Source organism: Sedimenticola sp. (assembly GCF_050289425.1).
Taxonomy (GTDB): domain Bacteria; phylum Pseudomonadota; class Gammaproteobacteria; order Chromatiales; family Chromatiaceae; genus Sedimenticola.
Genome location: NZ_JBNKFS010000009.1, coordinates 25,712 through 37,996 on the forward strand (window position 1 = coordinate 25,712; position 12,285 = coordinate 37,996).

The 12,285-nt window shown below is 56.6% G+C and carries 9 protein-coding genes; 5 read left to right on the forward strand and 4 right to left on the reverse strand.

The window, feature by feature from the left end; genetic code table 11:
- Positions 1 to 163 precede the first annotated feature (163 nt).
- Together ACQY5R_RS07990 and ACQY5R_RS07995 are read left to right on the forward strand one after the other, a co-directional pair.
- Positions 164 to 3,412 (forward strand): EAL domain-containing protein, encoded by a 3,249-nt coding sequence (locus tag ACQY5R_RS07990; protein ID WP_428606712.1) that lies wholly within the window; start codon positions 164 to 166, stop codon positions 3,410 to 3,412.
- Between the two features lie 171 nt (positions 3,413 to 3,583).
- Positions 3,584 to 7,300 (forward strand): DUF1631 family protein, encoded by a 3,717-nt coding sequence (locus tag ACQY5R_RS07995; RefSeq protein WP_428606715.1) that lies wholly within the window; start codon positions 3,584 to 3,586, stop codon positions 7,298 to 7,300.
- A gap of 10 nt (positions 7,301 to 7,310) precedes the next feature.
- On the opposite strand, the gene ACQY5R_RS08000 is transcribed toward ACQY5R_RS07995, so the two are convergent.
- The 4 genes from ACQY5R_RS08000 to ACQY5R_RS08015 are packed head-to-tail and all read right to left on the reverse strand — an operon-like array spanning position 7,311 to position 9,738.
- Complete coding sequence (locus tag ACQY5R_RS08000; protein WP_428606718.1) at positions 7,311 to 7,775, reverse strand: DoxX family protein; 465 nt, start codon at positions 7,773 to 7,775, stop codon at positions 7,311 to 7,313.
- Positions 7,776 to 7,793: 18 nt separating this feature from the next.
- On the reverse strand, positions 7,794 to 8,591 hold the full coding sequence (locus ACQY5R_RS08005) for a DNA-binding domain-containing protein (protein ID WP_428606721.1): 798 nt from the start codon (positions 8,589 to 8,591) through the stop codon (positions 7,794 to 7,796).
- Positions 8,575 to 9,462, reverse strand: a complete 888-nt coding sequence (locus ACQY5R_RS08010) for a DUF692 domain-containing protein (protein WP_428606723.1) — start codon at positions 9,460 to 9,462, stop codon at positions 8,575 to 8,577. The genes ACQY5R_RS08005 and ACQY5R_RS08010 overlap by 17 nt, the downstream gene beginning before the upstream one ends.
- A gap of 15 nt (positions 9,463 to 9,477) precedes the next feature.
- Complete coding sequence (locus ACQY5R_RS08015) at positions 9,478 to 9,738, reverse strand: DUF2282 domain-containing protein (RefSeq protein ID WP_428606725.1); 261 nt, start codon at positions 9,736 to 9,738, stop codon at positions 9,478 to 9,480.
- Between the two features lie 188 nt (positions 9,739 to 9,926).
- On the opposite strand from ACQY5R_RS08015, the gene ACQY5R_RS08020 reads away from it, so the two are divergent.
- From ACQY5R_RS08020 to ACQY5R_RS08030, 3 genes are all read left to right on the forward strand, one after another.
- A complete protein-coding gene (locus tag ACQY5R_RS08020; RefSeq protein ID WP_428606727.1) occupies positions 9,927 to 10,922 on the forward strand; it encodes an aldo/keto reductase in 996 nt (331 codons plus the stop codon).
- Positions 10,923 to 11,223: 301 nt separating this feature from the next.
- Positions 11,224 to 11,427 carry a transcription antiterminator/RNA stability regulator CspE gene (gene cspE, locus ACQY5R_RS08025; protein WP_428606730.1) on the forward strand — a complete coding sequence of 68 codons (204 nt, stop codon included), beginning with the start codon at positions 11,224 to 11,226 and terminating at the stop codon, positions 11,425 to 11,427.
- A 242-nt stretch (positions 11,428 to 11,669) separates the two neighbouring features.
- Positions 11,670 to 12,284 (forward strand): LysE family translocator, encoded by a 615-nt coding sequence (locus tag ACQY5R_RS08030; protein WP_428606732.1) that lies wholly within the window; start codon positions 11,670 to 11,672, stop codon positions 12,282 to 12,284.
- The last annotated feature ends 1 nt before the right edge of the window (position 12,285 follow it).

The following is a 12,285-nucleotide window of genomic DNA, read 5'->3' on the forward strand; positions in this document are numbered from 1 at the left end:
CACGGCGACAACGGTAACCGAGAGTGCTTGAGCCGCGCTATCATCCCCATGTTCGATCCTTCACCTGCCTTGCCGCAATGCGACAGGCTATACCGTTCCTTCCCCTTTAATAGGGTTATCAATAGGATTGTTTATCCGACGCCAGGGAAGTGGTGGTTTAAACATGCCAGCTGAGAACAGGGAACAACACGCCAATAATCTTATCCAGGCACTATTGCTGTCGCTGACCCATATCTCGGGTCTGGCGGATAGGTCGTTGATGGCCGAGCAGTTTGTAGAGGGGGTGAATGCGTTACGCATTGGCGTGCGCCTGGCGCCGCTACCTGATGGCCGCTCCTGCGATCAGGATGCGCTATTGGTTGGCGTGGCACACCAGACCGATATCAGTTTTTGTGTTGTGGAAGGCTGTCTGGCCGCACTTCCCCGGGAGCAGCGGGCGGCGCTCAATCATGCTGTGCAGTTGTTGGCTCTACTCATTGACGGCGTCGCCAACCGGGATCTATTGGCAGAGTCCTCGGCGCGGGCGCTGGCTGCAAGTGAGCGGCGCTTTCGGGATTTTGCCAACATCGCCGCAGACTGGTTCTGGGAGATGGGGCCGGAACTGCGTTTCAGCTATCTCAGTGGCCGGATTAGCGAAGCGTTGGGTCTGGATCCGGCGGATGTAATTGGTAAGAACCGGGCGGAGTTGTATGGCCCGCAAATGGAGATGGATACACCGGAGTGGCGTGAGCATTACCGGTTGCTGGAGCGGCGGGCCGATTTTGACAACTTCATACTGCCTTGGCGTCGCGCGGACGGTGAGCAACGGATTATCGCGGTCAGTGGGCGCAGTCTGTTCAATGAAAATGGCAGCTTTGCCGGTTATCGTGGAGTCGGACGCGACATCACCACCGAATACCGTGCCACCACACAGCTTTCAGTGAGTGAGGCGCGATACCGGGAATTGATCGAGCACATGAGTGACGGGGTGGTGGTCTATGACGTGGAGGGCGCGGGTGACGCGTTCATCGTGCGTGATTTGAATCATGCCGGGGAGGTGATCTGCGATGTGCCACGGGATGCGGTGATCGGAAAAGAGGTGCGTGAGGTGTTTCCCGGCGTGGAAGAGATGGGGTTACTGGCAGTGCTGAAGCGGGTACACCAGAGCGGCACGCCTGAACATTTGCCCTATAGCCATTACCAGGATAATCGACTTGATCTGTGGGCGGAGAACTTTGTCTACCGTCTTCCGTCGGGCGAGATTGTTGCGGTCTTTGAAGATATCACCCAACGCCGCCAGACAGAACAACAACTGCGTGACAACCAGGCGCTGTTGCGCTCGGTTATCGATGCAGCGCCGATGTGGATTGCCGCCTGTGATCGTGATCACCGCTACATGATGGCGAATCGCTACTTTGAACACACCTTCGGCAGGCCGGTATCGGAGATCGAGGGTAATACCATGGATGCGGTGTTGCCGACAGCCATCAGGTCGCTACACCTGGCATTCGCCGATCGGGCGCTCAACGGAGAAGCCGTCACCTTTACCGATCTGTTGCCTGCCACCGACCAGCGTGAGGCGCGACATTTCTCGGGGCGCTACGTGCCCCTGCTGGATGGCAACGGTGAGACAATCGGCATGGTTACCGCGGTGATGGATGTGACCGATCTGATGCGGGCACGCAATGATTTGCAACTGACCCATCAAGAGTTGCAGCAACAGTTGGAACGGTTGCGTCTGGCCGGTACGGTATTTGACAGCACTGCCGAAGGAGTACTGATTACCGATGCCGAGTCATCCATACTGGAAGTGAACCGCGCCTTTGTTAATATCCTGGGTTATAGCCGTGATGAGGTGCTGGGCAAGAAACCCAGCATGTGGAATTCGGGACGTCATGGCCGCGAATTCTACCAGGCGATGTGGGAGTCCCTGGCGACAGCCGGCACCTGGTCTGGTGAGATCTGGAATCGGCGTAAGGATGGATCGTTGTTTCCAGAGTGGTTGACTATTAATGCAGTGAAGGACCTGCAGGGTGAAGTGGTCAACTATGTGGCGGTGTTTGCCGATATTACCCACATCAAGCAGTCGGAGGAGCGGCTTGAATTTCTTGCCCATCACGACCCGCTGACCGAATTGCCCAACCGGCTGCTGTTCAATGCCCGGTTGCAGCATGCGATCAGCCAGGCGGTACGCAGCCGTAAACAACTGGCGCTTCTATTTCTCGATCTGGATCGGTTCAAAAACATCAATGACAGCCATGGTCACAGTGTCGGCGACAAATTGCTGATGCGGGTGGGACGGCGGCTGGTCAGTGCGGTGCGCGGTGATGATACCGTGGCACGCATCGGTGGTGATGAGTTTGCCGTGTTGATCGAAGGGGTCGATGAATCCATGGATGTGGCGATGGTGGCCGATAAGATATTGCAAGCCTTCGATCGGCAATTTGATCTGGATGGCAATCGGCTCTATATCAGCACCAGTATCGGCATCAGTATCTTTCCCCAGGATGGCCAGACGCCGGAAGAGTTGATGCGTAATGGGGATGCGGCGATGTACAGTGCCAAGGATGCGGGCCGCAGCAGTTACGCCTTTTACCGAAAAGAGCTCACCTCGGCCGCCTTTGAACGGGTGTTGCTGGAGAGCAGTATCCGTCATGGCCTGGAACGGCAGCAGTTTGTGCTCTATTACCAGCCACAGATCGATATGCAGACTGGACAGCCCTACGGGGTGGAGGTGCTGGTGCGTTGGCAGCACCCGGATATGGGGTTGCTTGCCCCGGATCGATTCATTGCATCGGCTGAGGAGATGGGGCTGATTGTGCCGATGGGAGAATGGATTCTGCGTACCGCCCTGACCCAGGCGATGCGTTGGTGTGAACGTGGGCTGATTTGTGAAAAGATATCCATCAACAGTTCGGCGGTGGAGATTCAGCAGAAAGACTTTTTTGAAAAAGTGATGGGGATACTGCGGGAGACCGGTTTCCCCGCTACCGGTCTCGAACTGGAAGTGACCGAGGGACTGTTCCTGGCCGATTTCGAACAGTCCGCCGATACGTTGCACAAACTGCGCCAGCAAGGGATCAGTATCTCTATCGACGATTTTGGTACCGGATACTCCTCGCTCAGTTATCTAAAGCGATTGCCTATTGACCGGTTAAAGATTGATCGAAGCTTTGTCATGGATATCCCCGTAGACGAAAATGACATGGCGATCACCCGTGCTGTAATCAGCCTGGCGGCGAGTCTGCAGCTGGCGGTAACGGCCGAAGGGGTGGAGACAGCGGTACAGCGCGATTTCCTGCTGGATGAAGGGTGTCACATAGCCCAGGGTTACCTGTTTGCCCGCCCCATGCCGGAACAAGAGTTTCTCTATTGGATGGATCAGCGCATTAATTCGACAATGAATGAGCCGTTGCCGATAAATCCGTGCTAGCAATTCCCCTTTAATCCTTTTGCTGACCGGTCTGTAGGACGGTGACCGGCGAAGAATTTGTGATATTCTTCCCGGACAGGCAATATCGCTTGCTTGTCTGTTTTCGATCACTGAGATGGCAGGTTTGGCTTCTCCTTGGTCCGGAATAAAAAGTCAGCCGTGGAGTGTCTTTTGACCCAGGATCGACGCCAGCACCGACGCTATCAGAGCAGCCATCCGGCCCAGCTTATCCTCGGTGGTTCCCTCACTCGGGACTGCCAGATCAACAATTTTTCCCGAGGTGGTTTTTCCCTCGCCATGGACAGCGAGGCGCTGGAGGCGATCCGGGCTGCCGGTAAGCCGGGTGCAGAGCGTGCGGTGGATGTGGAAGTGTTATTGCAGACTCAGACTCAGTCTGTCGAGTACCGGATACCGGTACGTATCGTATTTGCGTCGGACAGCGGGTTGGGTGCGGCCTTTATGCATCCGGATAAGCGGGTCATCAATTACCTGTCCCGGGTGTCCCTGCGAGAGCGGCGTCAAGCTCCGGAAAGCACCAATGCATCAGTGGTAACGGTGTTGCACGATGTGCAGACGCTGTTACAACAATTTCTGCTAGGACGCTATGACGGTTTTATAGCCATACTGCTGGAAACATTTCTGGAGTTGGAAGAGCGTGCCTCACAACAGGAGCAACCCGAGTTGCGGCACGGCCGGTCAGCGATTGAACGGGATGTGGCCGAGCTGCGGCAACGACTGTTTGACCAGATAGGGGAGAATTGGCAACAGCTTCAGCGTAGCGAAGGGAGCGAGACGCAGTCGCCCAGGGAAGATCAGCAGTTGGAACTGGTGGATCAGGATGAGTTCGATGAGTGGGCCGCGGTGGTGGCTGCTTCCCGTCGTCTGGAAGGGCGTCTGTCACAAACCCTGTTCAATCTCTCCCAGGCGATCGCTCACCTGCTCAAGTCGCCGGTCAGTAACGATACCAATCCGCTCTCTCCCTATTGTCTGCTTTGGGCTTTCAAGAAGAGTCTGGATCCCCTGTCGCTGAGTGTGCCGATTCGGCGCACCGCCTATACGGTGTTTGCGGAGCAGATCCTGACCGCCCTCGATCCGCTCTATCACCAGATTATTCAACTACTGGAGTCGCGCGGTTACGGCGCCTCGGAGCCCTGGCCGCCACAGCCGTCACCTTCCGCCGAGCGGGATACGACGGATCAGGCGGAGCGGCCAGCACGGCCAAAACCCCGGTCCCTGGTCGATAAGCTCTCCTCCTATCTCAGTCGGGATCGGGCGGACGCGCGTGCCGGCGGGGCGGCTAAACCGGTCTCCAGCAATCGGGCAGTGGCCCATGCCTTGGACGACATGGTGCAGGGTGACCGGCGAAAGTTGGCGGACCGGGTAGAGCAGGCGTTGGGTGGTCACGCCGGTGCCGAGGGCGGGGTGGCGTTGTCGGCCGAGAGTCGGCAGATAATCGACGCCACGGAGCAACTGTTGCGCATGGCACAACAGGATCCGCGGCATAGCAGTACCATGCGACGGATTCTGCGTCAGGTGCAACTGCCCCTGGCCAAGGCGGCGATCGATGATCCGGGTGTACTGGATGACGCCTCACATCCGGCCCATCGGTTGTTAAATGATCTCGACCAATTGGCGCTGTTGACGCCTTCAGGTGACGGTTCGGTGTCGTCGCAAGGGGTGAATGAGCGGTTGGAATCGGTATTGGCCGAATTGGAGATGTCCGGCGGTAAGGCCGATTTGGATCAGTTATCCCGGCAGATTACCGAACTGTTATCCGAAAGACGCTCGTTATTCGATGCCAACCTGGAACAGGTGTTGGCCGCCACGGCCCAAGAGCGCCTGGCTGTCGTTGCCGCCCGGGAGATCCGCGCCTTTCTGGCGGCGGAGTTGGGCGATTCCATCTCCATGCTGATAGATCAACTGTTGCGTCTCGGGTGGGCCGGCCTGTTGGTTCAGACCGCGGCCGGGGGAGAGAAGAAACAGAAACACCTGAAGAGTTACAAAGGTGTCCTATCCTTACTCAACAAGGCGCTACAACCGAGCGCCCGACATGCCTATCTGCAACCGGAAAAATGGCAAAAAGTGGATCAGGTGTTGAGTAAGGGGTTTACCGATTATCCGCTCTATCGTGAACAGTCAAGCCAGTTGATCAGGCAGTTTGCCGAGTGCCTGGAAAAGGGTAGTGACAGTTACCGGGTACATAATGAACGCCGCGTTGAGGTCAACGATAGCTACCTGGATCAACTGTTACCTGCCACGGTATCCGCTCCCTGCACAACGGATCGGACGATCGAGGCGGACGCCCAATCGCTGCGCTTTATTGAACAACTCAAAGTGGGTGACTGGGTTGCCGAGCAGCGCTCACAGGGGCATGTGCGTATGCTCAATCTGGTTTTGCATGATAGCGAAGCGCAGCGTTATCTGTTCGTCGATTGCCATGGGGTGAAGGCGCTGGATTATCGCGGGGAGGAACTGCTCCGGCGTATGCAGACGCGGCAGATTTCGCTGATAGAGGACGCCGGTCTGCCGATGGTGGAACGGGCGGTCGAGCGGGCACTCCGGCAAGGCTTTGAGGAGCTGAGGGAGCAGAGTGATCGGGACCGGATCACCGGCCTGTTGAATCGCCGTGCTTTCAAGCGGGAGCTCGACCGCTTGTTGGACAATAGCCGGCAGACCCAAAATCGCCATAGCCTGGTCTGTCTGGATGTGGACAAGTTTACCCTGGTCAATGAACTCTGCGGCACGGAGGGGGGGGACCGGTTCCTGGAGAATTTGGCCGCTATCTGCCGCAGCTTTTTGCATCAAAGCAATGCCCTGTTCCGTACCGGTGACAATGAGTTCAGTATCCTGTTGGCGCAGTGTCCGCTGGATGAGGGTTACCGAACCGCCGAGAGCCTGCGCAAGGCGATCGAGCATTATCATTTTCAATGGAGCGGCCGGCAGGTAACGGTAACCGTCAGTGTCGGATTGGCTGAAATCAACGCTGAGAGTGGTCAGGCGGACGAACTGAGCCATGCCGCCCAGTCCGCTTGCGAAGAGGCAAAAAGCCAAGGTCGGAATCGCTGTTGCTGTTACCAGGACAGCGGTGAAATCTTCGAACAGAAGAAACGTCTGGTACAGTCGGTGCCGTTGATCGAACAGGCGCTGGAAAAGGATCAACTGGAGCTGTTTGCGCAACTGATCCAGCCGGTCTTTATGGGTGATGGCTTGTCGGATCACTATGAAGTGCTGTTGCGGCGGATGGATGAAGAAAATCATCCGGCCAGTCCGGACCCATTCATCCAGGCAGCGGAACACTTTGAGCGTATGCAGGCGGTGGATCGCTGGGTGGTGCAACATTTTTTCAATTGGGCGAATACGGCGTTGACCGCCGAACGGGCGGCCGAATTGGGAGGATTCAGCATCAACCTCTCCGGCCAGTCCATGGGTGACGCCAGCTTTATTCCGTTTCTCAAAGAGCAGATTCAGAATTCGGTAATCACTCCCAAACACCTCTCCTTTGAGATTACCGAGACCGCTATGGTGAACCAGATGGGACAGGCAAATGCGTTGATGAAGGAGATCAAGGCATTGGGGTGTCGTTTTTTCCTGGATGATTTCGGTACCGGTTATGCTTCCTACTCTTATCTGAAAGAGTTTCCGGTCGATGTGGTGAAAATAGACGGGATCTTTGTCAAGGATATTGCTGATGACGAAGTGAGCTACGCCATGGTGAAGTCGATTACCGAGGTGGCCCACCAGATGAACAAGCTGGTGGTGGCTGAATTCGTGCACAGCGAAGCGGTACTGAATGCCCTGCGCAAACTGGAAGTCGATTATGCGCAGGGCTTTTGTATCGGCCGCCCCGGCCCGCTGAAAAACCTGACTCGTTATTCTACGGGTATTTAAGCTGCCAGGCTTATCTCATCGCCGGTTCTTGCCGACTGTGGCGGCTGAACAGGTGGTCCAGCGACCAGTTGCCTCCGCCGTGTTTCAACAGATAGAGCATGGCGATTCCCCACCACATGTGCACATTCCAGGCGTCCGGGTAGACGAACAGCTGAATCACCAGCGTCATGATCAATAGCGACAGGGCGGCAAAGCGGGTAAACAGCCCCAAGACCAGCAGGATGGGGAAGAAGTGCTCGGCATAAGCGGCCATGTACGCGGCGATATCCGGCGGGATCAACGGTACGCTGTACTCTTCCTGGAACAGGTAGAGGGCGGTGTCGGTGACATCCAGTAACCCCGTCACCTTGGTTCTGCCCGAACTGAAGAAGGTGTAGGCGATGGCCAGTCGCGCAAACAACATCAGCAGCGATTCGGGGAGCAGTCCTCCAATGAACTGAAATAGGGATTCAATACGTGCTAACAAGGCTTTCATAACAAAGGGACCTCGTGGTTATTGTTCTGAAGCGGCGCCATCGGGTGCCGGATGTATGTCGCAGAAGGTGCCGTCAAACAGGTGGCGGGCCAGCAGTGCCGAAAGATCGAAACGGCTGTCGAGTGCCAAGGCGTCGGTAACGGCTTGTTCAATGGTGTGACCGGACTGCAGCGCCTGCATAAAGCCGCAAGCGGCCGCCGAGACTTCCCGTACTTCGACATCCTGGCTGGGGCGGATAACCCAGACAAGGGAGGCACCCTCATCCAGAGAGACGGTTTCGTCGTTATCGGCCGACTGATTGGCTTGCCAGATATGGAAGATCGGATAGTCGGAGCGGATACAGTGCAAGCTGGGGTGGGGTACCAGTCTCGCCTGGGCGAACCGCTCCGGGGCGATCGCTGCCACCTGCTGTTCGGTCAGCGGGGCGCACTCCTCGGCATGGTAGGCATCGGTCCAGGCGAACTCGATGCGCGCGACGTCGGCCAGATAGGGTAGTGCCGACAGTTCCGGAATCGAGCCGAGGAATTGGGCGAAACGGTCGCCGTACAGCAGCAGGCTGCGTTCCTGTGGCGGATATTGACGCACATAGGCGGTAGCCAGGGTGCGAAATGCCTCATCACCCACCAGTTGCTTGATAACCGGGTACATGTCGGCCAGGGCATCGCCGTTGAGTACCACAAAGTTATTGCGGTAGACATTGAAACGCTGCAAGGCCAGGCCGTCATCCACCAGCATATCCAGCAGCGCTGCCGGTGGCGCCTCCGCCGAACGCAGCGCATCGCAGAACTGCTGTTGCAGGTCAGACAGCCGCGGCACGGTCCACCTCCCGCACGGTGTTCAAGTAGTAGTCGGCGGATTGCGCCTCCCCCATCAGCACTTCGAAGGTCGGTACATTGCTGTCCCATTCGATCAGTGTGGGAACCGGCCCGATGCGTTCAATGCAGGTGCGGTACAGCTCCCAGACCGGGCTGGACACCGGGGAACCGTGATCGTCGATCAACAGTTCAACACCTTGCAGTGACTGGACCGCATGGCCGGCAAGGTGGATCTCTTCCACTAACTGGGGAGGGATGGCATCCAGGTAAGCGGCGATACTCCAGTTGTGGTTGCGGCAGGAGACATAGACATTGTTCACATCCAACAACAGGCCGGCACCACTGCGCCGGGCGGCCTCCACCAGAAACTCTTGCTCCGGAATGGTGCTCTGTTTGAACTGCAGGTAAGACGAGGGGTTTTCGATCAGGATCCGTCTTTGCAGTGTCTCTTGTACCTGTTCGACATGCTCCACCACCAGCGACAAGGCTTGTTCGGTATAGATCAGCGGCATCAGATCATGGGTGAACCACTCATAACCGTGGCTCCAGGAGAGGTGCTCCGATACCAACCCCGGTTGAAAGCGATCCACCAGCTTTTTCAGATTGTTGAGATGTTGTTGGTCCAATGGCCGGTGACTGCCGAGCGAGGTACCGACACTGTGTAGTGAGAGGGGATAATCACGGCGGATCCGTTCCAGGTAACGTAACGGTGCACCGCCTCGTCCCATGTAATTTTCCGGGTGTACCTCGAACCAGCCGATATCCGGCTGATTGTCGATCACCGTTTGGTAGTGGGGCGCCTTGAGTCCGACTCCGGCCCGCTCGGGGACCGGAGCCGGTACTGAACTTGGCGAATGATTCGCTTCATTCATGAATCATGAATCCGTTCAGTTTTTCGCCGTCAGACTGCCGCCCACGATCTTTTCGCAACTACCTTTCAGTACCACCATAAAGGCGTTGCCCTGCCCATCCACCGTGGATGTGCCGGCGCAGGTTGTGCCGGGACCGGCTTTGCAGTCATTCTTCCCCGCCTTGGCGACACCGTAACACTTCTCTTTATCGGTATCGGCGTGTACGCCGGTCATAGGCGCCATCGCCAGGGCAGTGGTGATAGCGGATGCAATGAGTACGCTGGTTGTTTTCTTCATGTGACTCCTCCGAGTTCAATGGTTGGTTTCAAATTTTTGCCAAGAGGCAACAATAAGGACCTTCAAAGGGTGGGGTTTCTTTCACCGGCAGGAATTTTTTTTTCGCTGGAGCGGCCCCACTGTATCGGTGGCAGGATCTGATATAGTCTGGAAAAGTTTCGAAATGGATGTGGTGGGGAGAACAGGTGATGCACACGCGAACAATCGGTCCTTTTACTGTCTCGGCTGTTGGACTTGGCTGCATGAGCATGTCGTGGGGTTATGGTGTGGCGGATGACGCTACATCGGAACAGCTGCTGCAGGAGGCGCTGGATGTGGGCTATTCCTTTCTGGATACTGCGGCCATGTACGGCATGGGACACAACGAATCGTTGATTGGGCGTACCCTGAGTCACCGGCGCGATGAATTCACCCTCGCCAGCAAGTGTGGCATCGCTCGGGATGCGCAAGGCAATCTGAGTGTGGATGGTCGTCCGGATACTCTCAAGCAGACCTGTGAGCGAAGCCTGCAGAATCTGCAGACCGATGTGATCGACCTCTATTACCTGCATCGGCTCGACCCCAAGGTACCGGTAGAGGAGAGCGTCGGGGCACTGGCGGATCTGGTGGCCGCCGGCAAGGTGCGCACCATTGGCCTCTCCGAAGTCTCCAGCGAGACCCTGCGTCGGGCGCATGCGGTCCATCCCATCACCGCCGTGCAGTCCGAGTACTCGCTTTGGGCGCGGACACCGGAGCGCCGTATGCTGGCCACCTGTCGTGAACTGGGGGTGAATTTTGTCCCCTTCTCGCCGTTGGGACGGGGCTTCCTTACCGGTTGTGCCCAGGATGTCACCCATCTGGAAGAGGGGGATATCCGTACCAATGTCTGCCGCCCACGCTTTGAGCCGGATAACTTCACCGACAATCTGCAACTGTTGGAGCCCTTTGGCGAGATCGCCCGGGAGCAGGGCTGCAGCCTGGCACAACTGGCCATCGCCTGGGTGCTGGCACGGGAAGATCGGACGCTGGTACCGATTCCCGGTACCAAACATATTGAATACATGCGGGAGAACGCGGCGGCGGGCGATATCCGCCTGGAGGCAGCGGTGGTGGAGCGACTGGATGCCTTGATCAGCGACGATAAAGTCAAAGGCGATCGCTACAATGCCCAACTCATGGCATCGATCGATTCAGAGAAGGATTGAGATATCCGCTTGCCGTTCCGTATCGGGGGCCTCCACTGATACCGGTCCGGCCTGCTGTTAACAGGCGTTCCCAGACGCTGATTGCCCGATTCCGGCAGGAAATGGGCAAATATGCCCCCCTGGTTAGCGGGAAATGGAAAAAGTCGCTTGTTTTTCTGTTGAGTTTTCAATAGAGTGCGACACATTGCAGTGTTCTTGTAGTTTTTCGGCAGTTATCCTCTCGCAGTTCGTGGCAGATTCTTCCGTAAGCGCTTGGCAAGCGTCTGCATATCAACGATCAATTTTTACAGAGGTTAGCATCATGGCTACAGGTACAGTTAAGTGGTTCAGCGACGAAAAGGGTTTCGGATTCATTACCCCGACCGACGGTTCCAAGGACGTATTCGTTCATCACAGCGCCATTCAGGGCAATGGCTTCAAGTCATTGGCTGAAGGCCAGACCGTCTCCTTCGACGTTGAGCAGGGCCAGAAAGGCCCCAGCGCGACTAACGTCGTCGCCCAGTAATACGGGATTCGGATGCTTGGCATCCGCGAAAAGCCCCGCCATCCGGCGGGGCTTTTTTTTGGCTTCTTTATACTGTCTGGCGGCTTTGTCCGACCCCAATTGCCGCCCTCCTGGCGGACTACCGCCATAGCCGACCGAATATCCTGCCTGCTCAAAGCGGTTATCGCTGCAATTCTGCCAAGCTCTGGTAAACTCAAGGAGAGTAAAAACCGCCTACCCGCTATCATCAGGACAGAATAGACATGTTCAGCACGGAATTTCTTCTTTCATCGCTGATTATCGTAATGCTGCCGGGGACCGGCGTTATCTACACCGTCTCCACCGGGCTGTTTACCGGTCGCCGCGCCAGTGTGGCGGCGGCCATTGGCTGCACCTTCGGTTGCGTTCCTCATCTGTTGATCAGCATCCTGGGGCTTTCAGCACTGTTGCACCTCAGCGCGGAGGCGTTCCAGATACTCAAATATCTCGGTGCGGCCTATTTGCTCTACTTGGCCTGGGGCATGTGGCGCGAGAACGGCCGTTTGACGATTGACGAAAAGCGTTGCCAACAGGGTATGCAGGCTGTCGCGATCAAGGGATTCCTGATCAATATTCTCAACCCCAAACTCTCCATGTTTTTCCTTGCTTTTATGCCGCAGTTTGTCCCCTTGGGTTCTCCGACGCCGGTGCTGCATCTGACGCTGTTAAGCGTCATCTTTATGCTTATTACTCTGGTGGTGTTCCTGCTTTACGCTCTGTTCGCCGGTACGGTGCGCGACTATGTGGTCGGTTCTCCGCATATCCTGAACCGGCTGCAACGGGGATTTGCCGTCGCCTTTGCTGCCCTGGGCGCCAAGTTGGCCATGGCGGAACGGTAGC

What these genes read in the sequence shown, in the direction of transcription:
- ACQY5R_RS08000 (WP_428606718.1), bottom strand. Translation starts at nt 7,775, where the DNA reads ATGAAAGCCTTGTTAGCACGTATTGAATCCCTATTTCAGTTCATTGGA.
- ACQY5R_RS08015 (WP_428606725.1), bottom strand. Translation starts at nt 9,738, where the DNA reads ATGAAGAAAACAACCAGCGTACTCATTGCATCCGCTATCACCACTGCC.
- ACQY5R_RS08020 (WP_428606727.1), top strand. Translation starts at nt 9,927, where the DNA reads ATGCACACGCGAACAATCGGTCCTTTTACTGTCTCGGCTGTTGGACTT.
- ACQY5R_RS08030 (WP_428606732.1), top strand. Translation starts at nt 11,670, where the DNA reads ATGTTCAGCACGGAATTTCTTCTTTCATCGCTGATTATCGTAATGCTG.
- ACQY5R_RS08010 (WP_428606723.1), bottom strand. Translation starts at nt 9,462, where the DNA reads ATGAATGAAGCGAATCATTCGCCAAGTTCAGTACCGGCTCCGGTCCCC.
- ACQY5R_RS07990 (WP_428606712.1), top strand. Translation starts at nt 164, where the DNA reads ATGCCAGCTGAGAACAGGGAACAACACGCCAATAATCTTATCCAGGCA.
- cspE (WP_428606730.1), top strand. Translation starts at nt 11,224, where the DNA reads ATGGCTACAGGTACAGTTAAGTGGTTCAGCGACGAAAAGGGTTTCGGA.